Raw genomic sequence first — 21,096 nt, 5'->3', positions numbered from 1 at the left:
TCTGGGCTGCTGTTCCTAAGAACGAGCCGGCTAAGCCATCGTGACCTTTAGCCACTGAAGGCCTGTCCGTTCACCTGAAGAGGGGGAGGCCCCGCCGCGAAAAAGTGCAAGGCGTTCCTCCCCGTTGATCGTCCGCTTATAGCGTCCCGTCCATCCGTCAGTTATGGGTAACGACCGCGCCGGATCCGCCGTACATTTCCAGCTCTTCGTCGAACTCCAGCTTCAGCACCGTTACCTGCTCATGTGTGTCTTCCGGGGTCATGTGAATCCATGTCGTTCCCGGAATGTTGAACCACGGCACCCCGCCGTGAATTTCATGCGATAGCTCCTTGCCCGAGTGGAGCACGGTGATCTTCTTGATCGGGTTACACAGCCCCTTGAGGCAGACGTTTTCCTTCGGATCGTCGTACACGAACAGGTACAGCGTCTTGCGGTCCTTGGACACCGTGCTTCCCCCGAGGTAATAGCGGGTCATGATGCCTTCCTCCGTGCCAAACACCGCCTCTTCATGAGTGCGGATCCAATCGCCCAATCCGAGCAAAATATCTTCCTGCCGCTTATCGATCGTGCCGTCTTCCCGCGGTCCGATATCGAGCAGCATGTTGCCGCCCATCGAAATGCAGTCGCAGAACATGCGGATGATCTGGTTCAGCGACTTGTATTTGTTATCTGTGGGCACGTAGCCCCAGGACGTGTTGATCGTCGTGCAGAACTCCCACGGTCCCTCCGGTCTCGTGATCGGAATGCCCTGCTCCGGCGTTTTATAATCGCCATGCCCCTGCAGGCGGGAGTTGATGATGACATCCGGATTCAGCGTGTGCAGATATTCCTTAAAGGCCGGCAGATTCCACTGCTCGGCGCTCCGCTCCCAGTCCCCGTCGAACCAAAGGAGGTCGACCTTGCCGTAATTCGTCATAATTTCCCGCAGCTGGTTGTTGTTAAACTCGAGGAATTTCTGCCAGCGCTCTTCGTCCTGAACGCCGTCCTGAGGGCTGGAGAAACGGTTGGCCGTTCTCAAATCTTCCGGCACCTTGCCCCCTTCATAGACGCTCGGATAGTCGGGATGGGACCAGTCGATCAAGGAATAGTACATGCCCAGATGAATGCCCCGCTTCTGGATGGCTTCTGCGTACTCCTTGACGATGTCCCGCTTGGCCGGCGTTTTCTGAATGACGTTCAGGTCGCTGTACTTCGTGTCCCAGAGCGCTACCCCGTCATGATGCTTTGTCGTCAGCACCGCATATTTGGCGCCGGACTTCTCGATCAAGTCGGCCCATGCTTCCGCATCAAAATTCGACGCCGTAAAACCGTCCAGCTGCTTCATGTATTGTTCATAGGGAATGTACCCGTTGTAAAATGACCAGGATTCAGCCACTCCGTCGACGGCATAAATACCGTAGTGGATAAAAATCCCCAGCTTTGCGTTTTCAAACCATGGTTGCATATCGGTCGCACCTTTCGCGTTGTATTCGGTTGTTTATAGGCGGTGTTTGGATCTACACTCTTATGCCAGCCTGCCCGCTGCCTTAGCGGATGCGGAACACGTGCGCGATCGGTGCCAGCCCCTCGCGTTCCTTCTCCGGAAGGCGGATGGCAACGCCGTCATCCGTGCGCCGGAATTCCAGGTTGTCCGCTCCGCCGACGAGATCGATCCGGCTGAGCGGCTGCTGCAGCGGCAGATGCAGCTCCGCTGGAACCTCTTCGTGCTCGTCCCGGTACAGGTAAAAGGCGTAGGTCGTATCGCCTTTTTGGGTGAACTGCGCCCGGCCGACCGAATACGGCTCGCAAATGCGGGTGCCATAAATGGCTTCACCGTGAACCTTCAGCCATGCGCCCATGCCCTTGATGCGGGAGATGGCCGTTTTGGAAATCCGTCCGTCCGGCTGCGGTCCCACATTCAGCGCTAGGTTACCGCCTTTGGCGACGATTTCAACCAGCAGATGGATCAGCTGGCGGACCGTCTTGTAGTCGTCCTCATAACGGAAGGAGAACGCCGATCCCATCGTGATGCAGCTCTCCCAAGGCACGCTCAGCGCGCGTTCGGGCAGCGTCTGTTCCGGGGTGATCAGGTTTTCGTAAGGTCCTCCCACCGTGCGGTCCGCCGACAGCAGCCAAGGCTGAATTTTCCGCGCCCGCTCGACCACTTCGCCCAGACGGATGTTCTGATCCCGATAGTCGTTGACCCAGCCGGCATCCAGCCACAGCACGTCGATCTTTCCGTAATTCGTCATGAGCTCCATGATCTGTTCATGCGTGAACTGGACGAACTGCTCCCACAGCCATGGATATTCCTTCGGATCATAGGTCGGTCCGCGGGAAGTCGTCGTTCCCGGCTTCATTCCGGGAGCCCAGTAATACGGAGTGTGCCAGTCCGCTTTTGAGAAGTAAGCGGAGATTCCCAAGCCCTTTTCCCGGAATGCATTAAACAGCTGCTTCGTAATATCCGCATATTTATGCGTATGGAACGGGCAGTCCGGTCCGGTAACGCGGTAATCGGTCGTCTTCGTATCCCACATGCAGAACCCGTCATGATGCTTGGTCGTAAAGTTCAAATATTTAAAGCCGTTCTCGGCGGCCAGATCGGCCCACAGCTCCGGCTGGAAACGCAGCGGGTTGAACGTCTTGTTCAAGTTAAAATACTCCCGCTTCAGCTCTTCCGCATCGATGTCCCAGTCGATCTCGTTTCTGGACCATTCCTCATCCACGTCGCTCAGCGCCCAGGATTCAACCAATCCGAGCTGGGAATACGGCCCCCAGTGCATCATAAGGCCCAGTTTCTGGTCTTTGAACCATTCGAGGCGCTCCAGCAGCAGCGGGTCCTCGGGTTTCACCCAATGCTCTTCACTGCTGTAATTGTGGACCCCTTCAACCACCACAGATTCCTGTTCTTCCTGGACCGGCTTGATTTCGCTCATCGTACACCCTCCGTTGATTAGGATTTTTATCATGGATTGAGCTGCCTGCCGCTAAGCCGCGCCTTCTCACCAACAAAATTCTCCATGATTCGACTTCGTTCGCTTTTCTCTCTATGTCCAAAAGCCCGAAATATTGGTATCATGGAACATGATCAGACGCATTACGGTTAACGGGAGGCAGAATTGTTGAAGAAAAATTACTTCAAGTCCAAGCTGTTTTTGAAATATATCTGGTCCTATTTGTTTATCTTGTTGATTCCCTTGATCCTCATGACGATCTTTATTTATGAAAACGCTGTGACCAACCTTCGCTCCGAAATCGAGCACTCCCGGCTGGATCAGCTGACCCAGACCAAAGTGATCATTGACGGGCGTATGAAGGAGCTTAGCGAAATCGCTTCCCGCGTCTCCTACGACGAGAGACTGACGAAATACCGGGTCCATGACCCGCTGACGGGTGGAGACGCCATTCAGGCACTGGATCAATATAAGGCAACCAGTTCGATCATCGGTGAAATTCTCCTCTATTTTCATAAGGATGAGAAAATCTATTCCAGCAACGGCCTGTACAATTTTGATGTATTCGCCAAAAAGTTCAGCTTCCAGAACTGGGACAAGAGCCGGATGTTCAAGGATCTCAATGAGGCCCAATATCCGGAGATGCGTCCCGCCGATACGGTCAGCAACACTTCCGGTCTAAAAGAAACGATGCTCGCGTACCTGATTCCGATTACGCCCAACAGTCCGACGCCGCACGGAACGGTCATGTATTTGATTCGGGAATCCGAGCTTACCAGCCTGATCGACTCCATTCTCGGCAGCTACCAGGGGCTGACGTATATTCTCGACAATGATGGCCGTATTCTGGTGGACAATCGTCAAGGCGAAGCGCTCACCGGAAGCGAGGCCAAGTCGCTGATCAATCTGTCCCCGGGCATTCATGAACGGATCATTAACGGCAAGGCGCATTCCATCGTTTCCGTCAAATCGGACAATAACGGCTGGACTTACGTTACCGCCATGCCGAGCTCGCAATTTTTCAGCAGTGTCCTGCACGTGCGGAGCTTTATCATCATGCTGTTCATCATTGTCGTGCTTGTGGGCGCGGCCATCGCGCTGCTCCTGGCCCGCATGCAGTACCAGCCGATCTCGATGCTCGTGGAGTTTGCCTCCACCAACTCCCCGGCCAAGCGGCCGCAGAGCGGTACGGCGCCGTCCGGCAACGAGCTGGACCGGATCCGCACCGCGCTGCAGGAATACAGCTCGCGGATCGATTTGCAGGAGCCGTTCGCCCGCAACCACTTTCTGTCGATGCTCCTCAAGTACGGCAGCGCCCAGAGCCTGTCGCCGGAGCTGCGGGAGGCGTTCGACCTTCATTTTGACCGGTCGCGGTACTTTGTGATGGTCATCGGGTCGGAGCCGGCCGGACAGGAGAAAAGCGACCGGCAGGACCGCACCGAAATGATCCGGCTGCTGACCCAGATCGAGTTCCCTGAGCTGGCCGCCCTCGGCTATGGCGTGGAGCTTCCGCAGCTGGATCAGCTGGGGCTCATCATCTGCTACGATCCGGAGGAAGGCGACGAAGAGTTCAATCGGATGCATCAGATCGTCGAGGCGGTCCGCGGCTGTCTGCTTGAATCCTTCGACGTTATTCCGATGATCGGCGTCGGCACCAGCTATCTGAGCCCGGACCAGCTGAACCAGTCCTTCATCGAAGCCTGCTCGGCTTTCGAGCTGCGGGCGACCACCGGGCAGGGCAGCGTCACGTATTTCGAAAAGCTGTCCTACACGCCGGACCATACGGCCTGGGTACCGAACAACACGCTGATGAAGCTGTCCCAGAGCTTGAAGCAGGGCAGCTACGACGTTGCCGCCCAAATTGTTACCTCGTCAGTGCAGGAGCTGCACGCGGCCGAGGTATCGGCGATGCTGAAGCGCTGCGTCTGCTTCGACCTGCTCAACACGATTCTGAAAACCGCCTCCGAGCTCGGGATCCACAGCGTGCTGCAGGACGTGCCTCCGGGCATGGTGTACAGCAGCTCGCTCGACGAAGTCGAACGCGGCCTGCTCAGCCTGGCTTCCCGGATCTGCAGCCAGGTCGAGCGGAATAACCAGAAGGAAGAGCAGTCGATGATCGACCGGATCGTCGCTTACATCGACGGGCATTACACCGACCATACGCTGAGCCTGGAGAGCGTCGCCTTTGAATTCGACATCTCGCCGTCCCATGTCAGCCGCTCGTTCAAGGAAAAGATGGGCCTGAACTTCATTCAGTACGTCTGGCAGAAGCGCCTCGAAGAGGTGATCCATCAGCTGCGGACGACCAGCGATCCGCTCAAGGACATCATTCTGCGGGTCGGCTATCAGGACACCCCGAACTTCACGCGGAAGTTCAAGAAGGAAACCGGTTATACGCCGGGGCAGTACCGGAAGCTGTTCTCTGAAACCGGCCAGCCTCCCGCTTCTTCCGATCCGGACGACGAATGAGGCTGCGCCCGTCCCCGCTTCTTCTTAAAGCAATAGCCAACTCCCCTGCCGCTTGCGGCGGCAGGGCGATGTTGGCTATTTGCTTTTCGGGTAAACCGGTTACTTGCCCGTGTTCCAGCGGTCGTAAGCGCCCTGGTACAGCTCGGCGATCCGGTCGCCTCCCATTTTTTTGATTTGTGCGACATATTTGTCCCAGTTGGCGAGCGGCTCCTGGCCGGTCACGAACTTCGCTTCCATCTGCTGAACATAGGTGTTCAGGTCGGACAGCAGCGCCGTCGCTTCCGTCTGCTCTTCATTGGTCAGATAGACGTTCGGGAACGGCGTTTTGCCGATCGGCGTCAGCTTTGCCGCGTTCTCTTCATCGATGAAACGGTCGAAGTCGCTCTTCAGCCCTTTGGTCAATTCCGCGGAATTCATGCCCGGTGCGAGAATGCCGTAGTTCGGCGTCAGCGTGCCGCGGTATTCCTCGCGGTCGCCGCCGCCCGGTACCGGCAGCCATTCTTTCTCATGAGTTTCTTTATCTTTGTATTTCCACAGCGTATTCTCCGGCCCTTGACTGAACAGCGTCGCGCCGTCATAGCTGTACTGGTAATCGATCCAGCGCATTGTCGCTTCCGGATTCGGGTCCTTGCTCGTAATCGCAAACGTGCCGTTGGCCGAAATGCCCGGGTGCTTGCCGTAAACCGGCGTTCCCGGAATTTCGCTCGCGACCGGCGTCATAAGCGGGTTGTCCGAGCTTGGCTCGCCGCCCAGCGTGAAATAAGGGAAATAGTCGTTAAACACGCCGATCTGGTTGTTTTGCCCCTTGGCCTTCTTCTGATCCGGCGTCTGCGAGAACGTCTCGTGGTCCAGCAGGTCTTCCTTCCACAGTTTATTCATGAAGGTCAGGTAGCCCTTATAGCCCTCTTCCTGCGGCGTATAGTGCACTTTGCCGTCCTTGTCGGCGTAGATCACTTCGTCATAGATGCCCCAGAAGCCGAGGAAATACATGCGCAGGTCGTCCAGCTTGACCGAGGTCAGCGGGATTTCGTCCTTCTTGCCGTTGCCGTTCGGGTCTTCGTCCTTAAAGCGTTTCAGCAGCGTGTACAGCTCGTCGGTCGTCTTCGGCAGCTCGGTTACGTTCAGCGCCTTCAGGAACTTGCCGTTATACCACATCGGGCTGCGGTACCATACCGCCGACAAATCGATGTTCGGGAGCGCATAGATATGCCCGTCAGGCGTCGTAAACGACTTGCGGATGTCCGGATGCTCGTCGAAAATTTTCTTGATGTTCGGGGCATAGCCTTCGTCGATGTATTTTTCAAGCGGGATCAGAACGCCCTGGCTGCCGTATGTCACCTGCTCCGCCGGCTTCAAGTCCGCCGCATAGAATACGTCTGGCAAATCGCCGCTCGCGAATACGAGGTTCTTTTTCGTCTCAAAGCTGTCGATCGGCGAAAGCTGGTACTCCAGATGGATGCCCGTCAGTTTCTCCATCTCTTGCAGCACGGGCATCTTGTTCCAGTCGGCGACGCCCGCGTCCTGGGACATCACTTTCAGCGTGAGCGGCTTGTCCACGATCGGAAAGCCTTCTTTTTTAACCCCTTCGGCCGCAGATCCGGCAGCCGAGGAGGAATCCCCGTCGCCGTTTGCGCCGCAGGCTGCCAGCAGGCTGGCGGATACGGTGAGGCAGAGCAGAATGGATGACGCCTTGCGAAGCTTTAGCTTTTTCATGTTTTTACAAACTCCCCTTATTGACTTGATGTCGATTCTAGGCAGGCAGGATCAGCCCTTTACGGAACCAATCATAACACCTTGCACAAAGTAACGCTGGAGAAATGGATAAATCACGATGACCGGAATGGTGGCGACGATAATCACGGAATACTTCACCAGGGCGGCAATTTCCGCCTTGTTGTTCATCGCGGCCGCCGTGGAGGCGTCGATCGCCCCTCCGCCCTGCGCCGCCATCTCCTGCAGCACCAGAATCTGGCGCAGCACCAGCTGCAGCGGGTATTTCGCCGAGTCGTTCAGGTAAATGAGCGCCGAGAAGTAGCTGTTCCAGTTGCCCACCCCGTAGAACAGGGCCATCACCGCGATGATCGGCATCGACAGCGGCAGGATGATCTTCACGAACAGCCGCATGTTCGTACATCCGTCGATCTGCGCCGCTTCCTGCAGCTCCTTCGGAATCGAGCTCTGGAAAAACGTCCGCGAGACGATGATGTTCCAGATCGACGCGGCCGACGGAATGACGATCGCCCACATCGTGTTGACCATGCCCAGCTGCTTCACCAGGAGGTACGTCGGCACCAGGCCGCCGCCGAAGAACATCGTGACCATGAACATGCCCATAAAGAAGTTGCGGCCGACAAAGTCTTTGCGGCTCAGCGCATACGCCGCCGGCAGCGTGACGAGCAGGTTAATCGCGGTTCCGACCACGGTGTACAGAATCGTGTTGCCGTACCCCGTCCAGATGCTCGTGTTCTCGAACACCCGCTTGTAGCCGTCAAACGTAATACCCTTCGGCCACAGCCACATCTCCCCGGACCCGACCGCTTTCGGATCACTGATGGAGGCGCTGACCATGTACACCAGCGGGTAGAACACGATTAGAAACGCCAGAAACACATACAGGTAATTGAAGGCGAGAAAGACTTTATCCCGCCGGGTTTCTCTGACTCCGGATAACATCGAAGCCCCTCCTCTCTACCACAAACTGTTCTCGCTCGTACGGCGGACGACCTGATTGACGACGATGAGCAATACCGCATTGATGACCGAGTTGAACAGGCCGATGGCGGTCGAGAAGCTGTACTGCGCATCCACCAGACCCGAGCGGTAGACGAAGGTGGAAATGACGTCCGACGAGCTCATGTTGAGCGGGTTTTGCAGCAGTAGGATTTTCTCAAAGCCGACCCCGAGCAGGCTGCCCATATTCAGGATGAGCAGGATGGTCATCGTCGGCACCAGCACCGGGATGTTAATGTGCCGTACGCGCTGGAAGCGCGAAGCCCCGTCGATAATCGCCGCCTCATGCAGCCCCGGATCGACGCCCGAGAGCGCGGCGAGATAGATGATCGTGCCCCAGCCTGCGCTCTGCCACACGTCCGAGAAGACGTACATCGTCTTAAACCAGCGCGGGTCGGTGAGGAAGTCTGGTGATTTCAGGCCCAGCCCCTCGATCATGTGGGTGACGATCCCCGTCGACGGCGAGAGGAACGTGATAATCATCCCCGCCATGACGACCATGGAAATAAAGTGCGGTGCGTACGTGACCGTCTGGGACAGCTTCTTGAAGAAGCCGTTCCGGACCTCGTTGAAGGCCAGCGCCAGAATGATCGGGATCGGAAACCCGATGGCCAGCGAGTACAAGCTGATGCTCAGCGTGTTCCAGAGCAGATCCCAAAAGTAGTAGGAATGAAAGAAGCGGACGAAGTGGTCGAAACCAACCCACGGGCTTCCCGTGATTCCTTTTGTCGGAATGAAGTTCTTGAACGCGATCTGGATGCCGTACATCGGCCCGTAACAGAAAATAAGAAAGTAGAAAAAGGCCGGCGCAATAAACAGGTACAGCTCCCAGTTCATCATAATGCGCTTCCATAAACCTTTGCCTTTTCTCTTTGTCGGCATGACCGCCGGGCGGCCGGCAAACGCCGTATTGGTTTCCTGCATAGGATCACCCCTTCCTGATAAATGGTTTGTGCTCCACCCATCGTTACCACCGTATGTCAGGTGTGCTAACGCTTACATTTTTACGATAGCCCAGGGAGCAGTACTCGTAAATATGTCATTTTGGTTGCTGGCCCTAACCCCCGGTAACAAGGTGCCTGCGGCCTGATGACAAGCGGCTTGGACAAGCGAACAATGTGTCATTTTTGAGTGATCCGGCGGGATACGGGCGGCATATCAAAATTGACCAACCGAGCGGCAAAGCCCTTGCGAACAGGATCCTTTGCCTTAATCATTCCGAATCTGCTGCGCCCGACCATACAGGCTTTCCATCAAAATGCACATGTCTTGGTGATGAAGAATGCCGACAAGCAAAAAAGGCTCCCGGTCCAAACGGCCGGCAGCCTTCCTCTTGTGATTTCAACCTTATGTCCCGCCCGCCTTCCAAAAATCACATCACGGGTTTGGAGCCAAATGGGTTATCCGTCTCCTGACTTGCCTGACAAGTTTGCACAATAAAAATAATGATGCCCACGACCGGCACAAGGACGATCAAGTTCCACCAGCCGCTTCTTCCCGTATCGTGAAGTCTGCGGCATGCAACCGCTAAAGCCGGCAGGAAGGTGACTGCGAAATAGATCCCGGATAATATGTAAGACAGCCCCGCGATTTCCTCGACGACGGAAAGCATGAGGTAGATCAACCCTTCATACAGCATGAACATCCAATATTCTTTTTTGGACGCCCTCCCTTGAAATCCCGTGTAATTCTTTAAAGCTTGCAGATACCATGCCATCCTAAACTTCTCCCATCGTATAGTGAATCCGATTGAGTTTAGCATGAAATCAAACGCAGCATATACCATCAAATTTTTCCATGAAATTTCAGAAATGATTAGGGTGACCAACGATGAGAAGTTGACCGCTGAACAAAAGGATCATGATTTGACTTCTCTATTAAACTTGAATGCAGCAAGGATAAACAACGCTCCTCCCAGCATCCAAAATGGCTCCCAAAAAAAGAGCCTCCACCTGAGCGCAAAATCGTCAATCTGCAGGGACAGCAGCCCCATACCGGCAAAAACAAGAGAAATCACGTTGGCCAGGCCGTAAAGGAATAGAGCGATTCCCGCTAGTATAGCTAGGAAATATAATATCCGATTCGTCATGGTGGACCATCGTTTCAGAAGAAGCAGCAAAAATAAGCCGCCGCCTAATTTTACGAATCCGGTAAACCAGACCATGGCTATGAACGAAGCTTCCCTTTCAACAGCTTGGTCATAAATGAACCCACCTAATGTATTTACGCCAATCATGCCTCCGCCTGCCCAGTAAAAGCTGATGATCGCGAATAGAAGGCACCCGATGAACCCGGAGAAAATATACACTCTTTTATACTCGACCATTACTCTCCCCCCCTTCCCTTGAATAGCACTGCTACCAATGTCCGGACAAGTACTGTGCTGCGCAGGCAACTACTCCTAGTTTATGTTCTCTGTCTAAGCTATCTATCGTTTTTACGGATTTGTCAGAAAGACATCGCCTTCTAAAAATATCGAATACGGAAACGGTCTATCATTGTATGCCTATGTATTGGCCAGATATTGGCATGCAAACCGCTTGTCCCAGGAACACCCCCGCAGAAGCCTGTTTTCTCGAAATATAGCCGTTAGTCTAGCAGATGATAGTTATCAGTCCATGCCAAATGTGAAGCAAACCCATACTCTGTAGACAAATCGACAGGAGGTGTATATCATTGCACTGTTCAAGAAAGCACTGCAAAGGTAAACTGATTGTTCACCATCATAGAAACAAGAAACACCGCATCGTTAAAAAAGTCGTAAAGGTAAACTGTCCTCCCCCGAAAGTTAATGTAAATGCTCCAGCCGGTCCGCAAGGTCCCGCCGGCCCGCAAGGTCTCCCTGGAGCACAAGGTCTCCCCGGAGCACAAGGGCTTCCGGGAGCACAAGGACTTCCTGGGCTTCAAGGTCCTGCTGGTCCACAAGGTCCTGCCGGAGCACAAGGTCCTGCCGGCCCTGCCGGAGGCATCGCGTCGTTTGCGTTCCTGTGCAGTACGGTAGCTCAAACCATTGCGGCAGCCCCCACTCCCGGAGGCCAAGGCGGAGCCGTCACCTTTAACAATTCTGACATTATCGGAACGGCCACTTCCTTTACCAGCCCTTCCACCGTCAATATCCTGGAAACCGGTTTCTATAACATCAGCTGGGAAGTGTTCCCGACTCCAGGGGACAGCGCATTCGGCCTGTTCTTCGATCCGGATGCCGCCGGACCGCTGCCAGCCACGCTGGTTCCTTGCAGCAACTATGGCTCCAGTGCAGGCAACAACCCTTATCAGGGTCAGGTCGTTGCACTGTTAACGGCAGGAGGCACCTTGACTTTGAACCGCATTGATAACATGGGTGCTCTGACACTGCAGGCCAGCATAGGCGGGGGAACGCCTACGACTAGCGCCTCGATCGTGATTGAAAAATTGGCGTCGGCCTAAACAACCTGGCGGCGGCTCCAAGATTATTAGTAATATATGCGCAAGAAATCGCTTTGCTACTAGCATAGCGATTTCTTGGCATTTGGCGGCATATTTGTATACAAGTTATCAACTAGAATTCCAGGTCAGCTTTGCTGAGTTTCTTTTGTGGATACATATGCTTCTCTGCCCACTCGCTGATCCGATCCAGAAATTCAATCATGGACTGCCCCGCCGAAGTCAGCGCATATTCCACTCGGGGCCGGGGCTCCGCATACGTTTTCCGTTCAATGATGCCGTCACGCTCCAGCTCGCGGAGCTGTTCCGTCAGTACCTTCTTGGAAATGGAAGGAAGATGGCGCTGCAATGCGCTGTAACGCACGGGCTTGTCGTTTTTGTACAAATACCGGTATATCGGTATCTTCCATCTTCCGCTTAAACTGGATATGACCACCTCGACCGGACACTCATTCAGCTGTACAGGCATTGGATTCCCTCCCGCTTTTTTTCGTAACAGTATACACCATGCTGCCGCTCATGTCTGGATACAAAAAAGTGCCTTATTGTTCCCGGCATTGACCGAGCCTATAATGGCTCGTGAGGGGGAGGATCGACATGAAAATCGGAATTTTGGGATCCGGAAATGTAGGTAAAGCGTTAAGTAAAGGATTAGCAATGTCGGGCCACCGCGTTGTCGTGAGCAGCCGGGAGCCTGATCATCCGAAACACGCATCTTGGACAAAGGAGACCGGTCGTTCGGTCGGAATGGTCGCTTTTGACGAAGCCGCCCGGTTTGGAGAGACGATGATTCTGGCGCTTCCCTGGGGCGGTTTAGAAGACGTGCTGGAAACCATCGACCCTGCCTATTTAAAACATAAAACCGTCATCGACGTCAGCAATGCCGTATACTTTGACGGCGGGCCACGTTTGCTCCATAACGAAACATCTGCAGGGGAAATCGTCCAACAGCTGCTGCCTGACAGTTTTGTCGTTAAAACACTCAATACCGTCAGCGATCAAATCATGGCTCACCCGCATTTTAGCGAAGGCTCACCGGTCATGTTGATGTCCGGGAACAACCTGAAGTCCAAAGAGCAGGTCAGGACTCTGTTGAAAGACCTCGGTTGGTCAACGGTTATTGATCTGGGGGATATCAGCCGAAGCCGCCTGCAGGAATCCATGATGATTGCCTGCGTCATCAGCGAAAAGCAGCTTCAAGCGCCAGGAGCAGCCTTTGCCTTGTTAACGCGTTGATAAATCTCTTCATTTTTTTATTACGCAGTTTGTTCGGATTCCCTTTCCCACTTGGATTGCGCCTCTTTCAAGAAAACAGCAGCGGTTTCGGAGCTCTTAAAAGCCCTTTTCGGGATAAAATGCGCCATCGTCTGATTCAGGAAAATGAAAATATACTCATCATTGTGCTCGATGCTTCTCATCCCGGGCCATTTATGTATACTTTCGTTCACGGAAAGAAAGCCAATCTTTCACGGTGGGATATATTCTCCAGAACCATTGTTGACTTGGAGCATACTCCAAGTTATATCATGATCCTCAGCAAGTAAACTTTACTTTCTGGGGGCGCGATAAATCATGGGTATTCAAAAGCTGGAACATGTAGGCGTTGTGGTAAACAGCATTGATGAAAGTGCTGCGTTTTACGGCAAAGTCCTCGGCATGGAGTTAAAAGCCTCAAAGACTCTCCATTCTCATGGAACATAAAAATAAAATTCAGAACGAGATTGATCGACTGCTGGAAACGCAAAGGATTATGGATTACAAAATAAACAATTATTACGAGATCATTGAGAATCCGGATTAAAACCATACAGCCTGTGATTCAGAAAAATCATCCTAAAAACAAGAAGCTCCGATTGGCCTGTTGATCCCAGTTTCCGATCGGAGCTTTTTCATTTAAATGATTTCGCCGTTAGCTTATCTTCCCTTTCAGTCTAAACGCCGGGCGACATGAAGAACAGCGCCCCAATGGCGGCGGACCGACGAGTCCGGACGGCTGTTCAGGCGAACCCGGATTTCGCTGAAGAGCTTTTCACGCTTCCATTCCTCCATAAGAATGTGGCCGGAGAACGTTTTCAGAAGGTTAATGTACTCTTCCGCATGATAGATGCGCTCCCAGTCGAAATGATGAACATGAACGACCTCAAACAGGCCGCTTTTCCCGATCTCTTCCCGCTGCTCCTGCAGTTCCCCCGGCCTTGGCCAGTCGGTGTCTTTCGGTTTGCCCTCACCCAGTTCATCGTATACGTCTTGGATTTCACGGAAGAACAGATCCCCGTCGTCCGGAAAAACGTGAGTGGCGTTCCAAAAAGCCAAATGTCCGCCGGGACGAAGGACCTGCCATGCCTTGGAATACCGAACCTTCGGATCAATCCAGTTCCAAGCGGTGGCGGCAAATACCAAATCGAACCTTTTCTCCGCCTCAGGCTGCCACTCTTCGAAGCTCCCCGTTATCATTTCGGCATCCATTCCGGCAAGGTTGCGGCGGGCAGCTTCGGCAAGATCCGCTCCAAGCTCCACGCATGTCATGTTGAATCCACGTTGAGCTAACGGGAGGGTTGCCTTTCCTGTTGCACAACCGATTTCCAGCAGACGATCCCCCGGCTGCAAATGAGCCGCCTGGACCAAATCGTCCAGCAATGCTTCCGGGTATTCCGGCCGCGCCTGCTGGTACAGGTCTGCCGCCTGCTCAAAGGTTTGGCGCAATTCCAAATAATCGTGTCGAGAGTGCATGATTGCCTCCTTATACGCTTCTTGTGTCACTTTTTACTTTGGGAATCATTTAACTCGTTTAAAGCTTTCTCTATTCGCCGCTGTCTGGTTTCCGGTGTCTTGGCATCCTCAATGCCCAAAACAAGGCGCCGTCGATTACTGTAAGACATGCTCTCAAAAGCAGACTTAGCCATCCCGTTATGCGACAATACCGACAAGAAATCGTCCGGCACGACAAGTTCACGCGGTTCCGTATCCAGCTCCAACTGAACCTCCAGTTTGTCGCCGGCGGCAACCATCGCTTTCTTTCGATGCTCCGTGCTGACCGGAATCAAGAATCGCCCGCCCATTACTCCAATCGTGGTCCGGAACACGTATCCCTGAATCGTAACACGAACCGCAGGCTTTTTTCCAGAGCCCAAGCTTCTGACTACTTCCTCTGGCACCTCAATTCCTGTTGCGGTTTTTCCGTGCAGCTGCAAGTCGGCAGTAAATGTTACCATATCGCGACCTCCTCTATATGATTTTGAATTTTTCATCCCTTCAAGTAGTCGACCAATACAGGCATCAAAGCGGCCGGTTTCACGATATGCGTTTGACCGGGAAGCACTTGATGGGTTGCATTCGGCAAAACCTGTGCGAGCTCCTTCATGGAATTGCGCATCCATTCCGGGCTCTTGCCGCCAACGGCAACAAGCGTGGGGACAGAGACACTCGACCATCGTTTCAGCGTCTCCTTACGCCCTTTCTGCTGCCCGATCGTCAGTACGGTGTCATAAGGAAGCGTATGGGCGACCGACTTAAGCTTGGACCAGGCAGGCATCATCGGCATCAAGGCCACGACCAGGGCAGGCAGTCCGACTCCTTTTCTCATAAACAGCTTGACTGCTGCGCCCCGGCGATTGGCTCTAATCAGTTCGTCCATTTGTGCTGCATATCCATCCGGAACAGCTTCACGACTGTCGTCCGTAACAAAAGGCGCTTCGTATAACACCAGTTTTTTTATCGACGAAAGTTTGTTTGCCGCTTCAAGGGCAAGCGCTGCTCCCGAGGATACGCCGTATACAAATACATCCCCTCCTGCTTCATCAATCACAGCAGAAAGGTCCTCAATTTCGCGATCAACTCCATAAATCGTATGATTTCCACTATCGCCACGCCCTCTACGGTCATAGGTATACACGGTAAAATCCTGCTGTAATGCAGCAGCCAAGGCACTGCTCGGGCCATTCCCCCGACTGCACAGCGCGCCATCGACCAGCAGGAGCGGTGGGCCGCTTCCAAGCTTGTCGTAAGCAATGCTCGTGCCGTCTTTCGAAGTCACTATACTCATAAGGCAAAGCCTCCTTGCTTCATTTTGTCCTCTATCATTACAACGAACCAGGCTAACCATAATCGACAAATACACGATCTTTTATGGATTTTTTATTATTAACAATCCAAATTTAACGAGTTCAACTCATCAATCTAATTTTCCGTATATAATGCCAGGTTCTCCAGGGTGGACCTTAAACCAACGTCGTGATCTTCTTTCCGGATCCCTGGGGGCACGTTTTCGCAAACGATCGTAGACACGGTGCCTTTCGGGTCGGCTACTAAAGTCCATGTCATCTTCATCTCTCCGGCAAAATCGGGATCATCCGATCCAAATACCACCGCCTGAACAATACGCTCGTCCGGGACGAGTTCCAGGAACGTTCCTTGGACGACGTCTGTATCCTCAGAGGTCTTCCCTTGCGTTGTACGGTCATTCTCTAAATAAGTCAGCGCCATCCGGTAGGTTCCACCCGCCACGGGGTTGAACTCGAAAATCCGGCCTTTCATTCCCTCCGGAGGAAGCCATATTACTAAAGCCTCAGGGTCCACGAATGCCTTATAAATGGTTTGCGGCGATGCTTTGATCGTTCTCGAGGCAGTGTCAGTTCTTTTGTTACTCGGATGATTGGTCACGGGTATCGAACCTCCAATTTTCCACAAATGAATCTATCAGCCCACTTATTTACTAACCTCAACATCGTAGCACACCCACCGGGTTGCCATTTCTTGCGAATTGCTTTTATCCTCTCCAGCTCACCAAAACAATCGGAGACCCGGCAGCTGTAAAAGATGGACTGACTCCAATCTATCAAAATCCTCTTCTCGCATCTATCCATATTGGTCGCGGACGAGCGGGACATTGTCGCTTACTTCTATCAAAGCCTGAATAACGGTGATTACGTCACGGCGTATTCCTTGCTGGGCAGCGAATGGCAGAGCGGGATCAGTTACGAGGATTTCCGGGCGGGATATCTGAATACCGGTTATATCATGCTTGGCTCCCCCACGCTTGAAGAGGAGGACGACGGCGCTTTGGTCAGCGTTGATATTACGGCCGAGGAGCGGCGCAAGAGCGACACCGTCTATCAAGGTTACCGGATGAGCTACACGGTCGGATATGAGAACGGCGAAATAAAAATTTTGCACGGCAAAGGAAAGAAGATTTAATACGCTCGGCCCTGGAACAGCCCCTGTCCCTTGTGGATAGGGGCTTATCATTTACGGGAAGCTCCGGTCGAAAGCTCCATCTCTTCCTTTTGGCCCCTCCACTCGACGGTAACCTGAATGGTTGAATCCTCCAGCGGAATAGCGCCATTGCCTCCGGATCCGCTAACGATGTCTCTGTTCCCTGACAATTTTTGTTCCCCGCTCCCACTATTCGTTGTGCCGGTGAATTTATATTTTACTCTCCCCACGTTAGCCGGGTCTTTCCCTTTGTACCGGATCTGGAACCGGTTCATATGATCTTCACGATTCATTTTGGTAATCGTATAGCTTGCAGACCAGTTTTTACTTTCGCCAGTAAATTGGATCACGGAAGGATGATTCAGGCATCCGGATACAATCGTCAAAGTAACGATGCATACACCAATGAGCACCTTCTTGATTGGAATCCCTCCCCGCCATTCTAATGAAGTATATATACATAAAACGCAATAAAATCTGAGTAGTTGGCGTTAATCTTTGATTCGAATGAAAAGGCTAATGCATGAAAAACCGATGCCGCAAGGCATCGGTTTATTTTCAGAAAGGCAATATATCCACTTACTCGTCCCAATGCGAGTGAAGAACCAAGTCACAGAAGTTCGGGCGTTTGTATCCTGGAAGAAGCAGCTCGCATACATCCGATTTGATGTTTCCGAATGTCGTTTCGGGCTTATGCTTAAAGCCTTCCAGAAAAGCATTCAGGATCTTGCTTTTAAACTGGTTCCGGGGGAACGCCGTTACGATTTGTTCACGAACCTCCGGTGTGATCTCATCAAAATTTTCTCCCATGACATCATAACCCACACCTGAATAAATCAGCGCAACTTCTGGCTCCTTATACTGCGCAATGCCGATCGTCGTGTGCAGGGCGACGGCATCCCAGACGCGCCGGATCGACTCCTCCGGGACCTGATGCGATTCCAAAAAGCTTCTTGCCGCATTGGCCCCGTCAACCTCAAACCGTTTGTCCGGACTGCTGAAATGCTTGGTTAATCCCAAGTCATGAAACAAAGCACTAATATACAGCAGCTCGGCATCATACGTTATTCCGGCCTGCTCCCCCTGTACGGCACCAAACAGATACACCCGATGAGAATGGTTCCACAGCAAATCATCCCCATGATCCCGAAGCAGCTCGGCAGCCTGTCTGGCTAACGCGCTGTCCGGGATTTTTACATGACCGATGGATAAGGACATTTTCATACACCTCGCAAAAAAAGGATTGTGTTGTTGATGTCCTCATTGTAAAATCCAGTATATGATAGATCAATATTATGATTTCTATGATAACGATAAATATAACGCATGATTCTATACATCGGGAGGAAACGAACCATGGAAATACGGCAATTGGAATATTTCCAAGCGATTTGCGAAGAACTTCACTTTACGCGGGCCGCAGATAAATTAAATGTGACCCAGCCTACGCTGAGCCATCAGATCAAGTCGCTTGAAGACGAAATCGGCACCCCTCTGTTTGACCGAATCGGGAAGAAAATCGCGCTGACCGAAGCGGGAAGGATCCTGAAGTCGCATACAGCTGTGATTTTCAATGCCCTCCAAAGCGCCAAAGACCAAATGAACGAACTGCAAAGCGGAGATCGCGGAACGCTCGCCATCGGCTCTCCCCCCGGAGAGTTAAATCATTTGGTGTCCTCGCTTCTGGTCGATTTTAACCTGAAATATCCGAACGTTACGATCAAAATCGTTGAATCCGGAAACGTTACGGAAAAGGTACTGAATAATGAACTCGATGCGGCCGTGACCATTCTGCCCGTCGACGATGACCGGCTGAACAAAATCCCTTTATACTTCGAACAGTTTTATTTAACCGTCTCCTCCAGCCATGAGCTTGCCCAGCGAAAAGAGATTGGCTTTGCAGAAGTAGACCGGCTGCCGTTGATCTTGCTTCCCGAGAACCACAAGTGCCGCCAGTTAGTGGATGCGACCTGCCGCATGACCGGCAAACAGATGACCCCTTTCGTCGAAACCAATTCCATCGGTACCATCTTCAATTTGGTAAAATCGGGTGCCGGCGTCAGCATCTTATCCAAATCACTGATCGATCTGAACCGTGACGTTGCTATATCCGCAATCCCTATCGTCAATCCTACCTTATACCGGCAAATCGTTATCATTAACAATAAGAATAAATTTCTAAGCCACGCGGCCCGGGCGTTTATTTCCCTTCTTCAGCAATTTGTGGAAAATAACGAGTTAGGCAATCCAGCCCCCAAGCGGCGCTCGAGAGCTAGAACCCGCTCTTGATCGCGCTCAGTCCCTTCCAACCATAAAACTGCCGCGGTTGAACGGTACCCCAATGGTTAGACTTCAGCTAACCATTGGAGGTGCACTTCAATTTTCGCGGCAGTTCGTTGTTATTCTTACCCTTTGACCGAACCGATCATCATCCCTTTGACAAAGAAACGCTGCAGGAAGGGATAGAGTGCCAGCACCGGGACGCTGGCGACCATAATGAGGGCATATTTGATGAGCTCCGCGTACCGCTGGGCCTCCACGATCGATTCCGGGTCGACGATGGCGTCGGAGCCGTGGGCCGACATCTGGCTGGAAATCAGGATGCTGCGCAGGATTAATTGCAAAGGATACAGATTCGCGTCGTGGAGATAAATCAGCGCGCTGAAAAAAGAGTTCCACTGGGACACCGCGGTAAACAGCGCCATGACCGCGATGATGGGCGCCGACAGCGGAATCACCATGCGGAAGAAGAAGCGGAAGGTCGAGCAGCCGTCAACCTTGGCCGATTCCAGCATTTCCTCCGGCAGCGTATTTTGGAAGAACGTCCGGACCACGATGACGTAATACGCCGATGCGGCTGTGGGCACAAACAGCGCCCAGATCGTGTCGACCATGCCCAAGTTTTTGACCACCATATAGGTCGGGATCATGCCCCCGCTGAAAAACATCGTAAATACGATCAGCACCATGAACGCATTCCGCCCGCCCAGCTCCTTACGCGAAAGGGCGTAGCCGCCCGGGATCATAATCGCTAAGCTTAGAGCGACGTCCAGCACCGTATAAAGGATGGTATTCGCGTAACCTCTCCATACATCGTGGTTCTGCAGGATGATGCGGTATCCTTCCAGCGTAAACCCTTTGGGCCAAAGGCTGACGCTCCCGGAATTGACGGCCGTCGGTTCGCTGAACGAGGAAATGATGATGAAATACAAAGGATACAGGACGATCAGCAGAATAACGGACAGTAATGTATAGTTGCATAGGTCAAACACTTTGTCGGCACGGGAACGGGCAATCCTTGCGGTATGATCGAATGCATCCGTTTTAGCCATGAGCGCTCCCTCCTAGAACAAGCTTTGCTGCTTCAATTTTTTGGCGAGCTGGTTCATCGTCAGCAGCAGGGTAAAATTGATGAGGTTGTCGAACAGACCGATCGCCGCCGAGTAGCTGTACTGCGCGCCGACCAAGCCGGTTTTGTATACATAGGTTTGAATCACTTCCGACGAATCGATATTCAAGGAATTTTGCATCAGCAGCACTTTCGAGAAGCCCAGGGAGGCGAAGTGTCCCATCTTGAGGATGAGCATGATCATGATGACAGGCATAATCGTGGGCACGTCGATATGCCGCACCCTTTGAAGTTTACTGGCCCCGTCCATAATCGCGGCTTCATGCAGCTGCGGATCAACGGACGTCAAGGCGGCCAAATAGATGATCGCGCTCCAGCCCGTCGTCTGCCAGATCTCCGAGATGACGTACATCGGTTTAAACCAGGCTGCTTCTCCGAAAAAATTGATCCGTTCCCCGCCGAAGAGGTCGATCCAATTGTTGATCATCCCTGTCCGCGGATTTAAAAAAATATACAGCATACCGACTAATACCACGGTCGAGATAAAGTGCGGAGCGTAAGTAATGGTCTGCACCCATTTCTTGAAGCGGAGCCGGGCGACCTGATTCAGCATGAGCGCGAACAGGATCGCGATCGGGAAGGCAAAGACCAGGTCGTACAGATTGATCAGCAGCGTATTTTGGAGCGTATTCCAGAATTGGTAGGACCGGAAGAAGCGCTCGAAATGGTCAAAGCCAACCCACGGGCTCCCCCAGATCCCGTCAATGGCGCGAAAATTTTTAAAAGCGATCTGAAGACCGTACATCGGCGCATACTGAAAAATTGCGAAATGCAGCAATAGTGGCAGCAGCAAAACGTAGAGCTGCCAGTTGCGGATGACCCGATGCCACAGCGAAGCGGCCTTCGGTTTCGCGGGCGTCTTCAGCTGTGCGAGCGCCGTCCTTTCGAGTTTGGTGTTCATCATTTATCAACCGTCCTTTA

General features: G+C 52.7%; 23 protein-coding genes. 6 read left to right on the top strand and 17 right to left on the bottom strand.

Annotated elements, in window-relative coordinates; genetic code table 11:
- Positions 1–157: 157 nt before the first annotated feature.
- Both FHS19_RS30395 and FHS19_RS30390 read right to left on the bottom strand, forming a co-directional pair.
- Complete coding sequence (locus FHS19_RS30395; protein ID WP_183586450.1) at positions 158–1,444, bottom strand: alpha-L-fucosidase; 1,287 nt, start codon at positions 1,442–1,444, stop codon at positions 158–160.
- 82 nt (positions 1,445–1,526) lie between these two features.
- Positions 1,527–2,915, bottom strand: coding sequence for an alpha-L-fucosidase (locus tag FHS19_RS30390; protein WP_183586448.1), 1,389 nt, complete (start codon positions 2,913–2,915; stop codon positions 1,527–1,529).
- 186 nt (positions 2,916–3,101) lie between these two features.
- On the opposite strand from FHS19_RS30390, the gene FHS19_RS30385 reads away from it, so the two are divergent.
- On the top strand, positions 3,102–5,402 hold the full coding sequence (locus FHS19_RS30385; RefSeq protein ID WP_183586446.1) for a helix-turn-helix domain-containing protein: 2,301 nt from the start codon (positions 3,102–3,104) through the stop codon (positions 5,400–5,402).
- A 99-nt stretch (positions 5,403–5,501) separates the two neighbouring features.
- Here the strand turns inward: FHS19_RS30385 and FHS19_RS30380 are convergent, their stop codons facing one another.
- From FHS19_RS30380 to FHS19_RS30360, 5 genes are all read right to left on the bottom strand, one after another.
- Positions 5,502–7,115 (bottom strand): type 2 periplasmic-binding domain-containing protein, encoded by a 1,614-nt coding sequence (locus FHS19_RS30380; RefSeq protein ID WP_183586444.1) that lies wholly within the window; start codon positions 7,113–7,115, stop codon positions 5,502–5,504.
- A 51-nt stretch (positions 7,116–7,166) separates the two neighbouring features.
- Positions 7,167–8,075, bottom strand: a complete 909-nt coding sequence (locus FHS19_RS30375; RefSeq protein WP_076173532.1) for a carbohydrate ABC transporter permease — start codon at positions 8,073–8,075, stop codon at positions 7,167–7,169.
- 15 nt (positions 8,076–8,090) lie between these two features.
- On the bottom strand, positions 8,091–9,056 hold the full coding sequence (locus FHS19_RS30370; protein WP_183586442.1) for an ABC transporter permease: 966 nt from the start codon (positions 9,054–9,056) through the stop codon (positions 8,091–8,093).
- Positions 9,057–9,504: 448 nt separating this feature from the next.
- Positions 9,505–9,849 carry a DUF805 domain-containing protein gene (locus tag FHS19_RS30365; RefSeq protein ID WP_183586440.1) on the bottom strand — a complete coding sequence of 115 codons (345 nt, stop codon included), beginning with the start codon at positions 9,847–9,849 and terminating at the stop codon, positions 9,505–9,507.
- 141 nt (positions 9,850–9,990) lie between these two features.
- On the bottom strand, positions 9,991–10,458 hold the full coding sequence (locus FHS19_RS30360; protein ID WP_183586438.1) for a DUF3995 domain-containing protein: 468 nt from the start codon (positions 10,456–10,458) through the stop codon (positions 9,991–9,993).
- Positions 10,459–10,808: 350 nt separating this feature from the next.
- Between FHS19_RS30360 and FHS19_RS30355 the strand changes: the two genes are divergently transcribed.
- Positions 10,809–11,558 carry a collagen-like protein gene (locus FHS19_RS30355; protein WP_183586436.1) on the top strand — a complete coding sequence of 250 codons (750 nt, stop codon included), beginning with the start codon at positions 10,809–10,811 and terminating at the stop codon, positions 11,556–11,558.
- 112 nt (positions 11,559–11,670) lie between these two features.
- Here FHS19_RS30355 and FHS19_RS30350 read toward each other — a convergent pair whose 3' ends face one another.
- A complete protein-coding gene (locus FHS19_RS30350; RefSeq protein WP_183586434.1) occupies positions 11,671–12,024 on the bottom strand; it encodes a winged helix-turn-helix transcriptional regulator in 354 nt (117 codons plus the stop codon).
- Between the two features lie 128 nt (positions 12,025–12,152).
- Between FHS19_RS30350 and FHS19_RS30345 the strand changes: the two genes are divergently transcribed.
- Positions 12,153–12,791 (top strand): NADPH-dependent F420 reductase, encoded by a 639-nt coding sequence (locus FHS19_RS30345; RefSeq protein WP_183586432.1) that lies wholly within the window; start codon positions 12,153–12,155, stop codon positions 12,789–12,791.
- Positions 12,792–12,811: 20 nt separating this feature from the next.
- Here the strand turns inward: FHS19_RS30345 and FHS19_RS35830 are convergent, their stop codons facing one another.
- Positions 12,812–13,003: a YcxB family protein gene (locus FHS19_RS35830; RefSeq protein WP_376772001.1), complete on the bottom strand. Its 192-nt coding sequence runs from the start codon at positions 13,001–13,003 to the stop codon at positions 12,812–12,814.
- Between the two features lie 124 nt (positions 13,004–13,127).
- Here FHS19_RS35830 and FHS19_RS30335 point away from each other — a divergent pair, with 124 nt between their 5' ends.
- Positions 13,128–13,256, top strand: a complete 129-nt coding sequence (locus FHS19_RS30335) for a VOC family protein (protein WP_183586428.1) — start codon at positions 13,128–13,130, stop codon at positions 13,254–13,256.
- A 225-nt stretch (positions 13,257–13,481) separates the two neighbouring features.
- Here the strand turns inward: FHS19_RS30335 and FHS19_RS30330 are convergent, their stop codons facing one another.
- The 4 genes from FHS19_RS30330 to FHS19_RS30315 all read right to left on the bottom strand — a co-directional run bounded on the left by FHS19_RS30330 (position 13,482) and on the right by FHS19_RS30315 (position 16,214).
- A complete protein-coding gene (locus tag FHS19_RS30330) occupies positions 13,482–14,285 on the bottom strand; it encodes a class I SAM-dependent methyltransferase (protein WP_183586426.1) in 804 nt (267 codons plus the stop codon).
- 26 nt (positions 14,286–14,311) lie between these two features.
- Complete coding sequence (locus FHS19_RS30325) at positions 14,312–14,767, bottom strand: YdeI/OmpD-associated family protein (protein ID WP_183586424.1); 456 nt, start codon at positions 14,765–14,767, stop codon at positions 14,312–14,314.
- 32 nt (positions 14,768–14,799) lie between these two features.
- The gene (locus FHS19_RS30320; protein ID WP_183586422.1) at positions 14,800–15,597 is read right to left on the bottom strand and encodes an alpha/beta fold hydrolase; all 798 of its coding nucleotides are present in this window, start codon (positions 15,595–15,597) and stop codon (positions 14,800–14,802) included.
- Between the two features lie 134 nt (positions 15,598–15,731).
- Positions 15,732–16,214, bottom strand: a complete 483-nt coding sequence (locus FHS19_RS30315; protein ID WP_183586420.1) for an SRPBCC family protein — start codon at positions 16,212–16,214, stop codon at positions 15,732–15,734.
- 204 nt (positions 16,215–16,418) lie between these two features.
- On the opposite strand from FHS19_RS30315, the gene FHS19_RS30310 reads away from it, so the two are divergent.
- Positions 16,419–16,748: a hypothetical protein gene (locus tag FHS19_RS30310; protein ID WP_183586418.1), complete on the top strand. Its 330-nt coding sequence runs from the start codon at positions 16,419–16,421 to the stop codon at positions 16,746–16,748.
- A gap of 47 nt (positions 16,749–16,795) precedes the next feature.
- Here the strand turns inward: FHS19_RS30310 and FHS19_RS30305 are convergent, their stop codons facing one another.
- A complete protein-coding gene (locus tag FHS19_RS30305; protein ID WP_183586416.1) occupies positions 16,796–17,179 on the bottom strand; it encodes a hypothetical protein in 384 nt (127 codons plus the stop codon).
- 166 nt (positions 17,180–17,345) lie between these two features.
- Positions 17,346–17,984, bottom strand: a complete 639-nt coding sequence (locus FHS19_RS30300; protein WP_183586414.1) for an HD domain-containing protein — start codon at positions 17,982–17,984, stop codon at positions 17,346–17,348.
- Between the two features lie 138 nt (positions 17,985–18,122).
- Here FHS19_RS30300 and FHS19_RS30295 point away from each other — a divergent pair, with 138 nt between their 5' ends.
- Complete coding sequence (locus FHS19_RS30295) at positions 18,123–19,055, top strand: LysR family transcriptional regulator (protein ID WP_183586412.1); 933 nt, start codon at positions 18,123–18,125, stop codon at positions 19,053–19,055.
- A gap of 116 nt (positions 19,056–19,171) precedes the next feature.
- Here the strand turns inward: FHS19_RS30295 and FHS19_RS30290 are convergent, their stop codons facing one another.
- On the bottom strand, positions 19,172–20,098 hold the full coding sequence (locus FHS19_RS30290; RefSeq protein WP_183586410.1) for a carbohydrate ABC transporter permease: 927 nt from the start codon (positions 20,096–20,098) through the stop codon (positions 19,172–19,174).
- A 12-nt stretch (positions 20,099–20,110) separates the two neighbouring features.
- Positions 20,111–21,079, bottom strand: coding sequence for an ABC transporter permease (locus tag FHS19_RS30285; protein WP_246426912.1), 969 nt, complete (start codon positions 21,077–21,079; stop codon positions 20,111–20,113).
- Positions 21,080–21,096: the final 17 nt, after the last annotated feature.

The organism is Paenibacillus rhizosphaerae (assembly GCF_014192015.1).
Classification (GTDB): Bacteria; Bacillota; Bacilli; order Paenibacillales; family Paenibacillaceae; genus Paenibacillus_AQ; species Paenibacillus_AQ rhizosphaerae.
The sequence above is the reverse complement of the archived record's forward strand: the minus strand, read 5'-3'. Positions and strand labels throughout refer to the sequence as shown.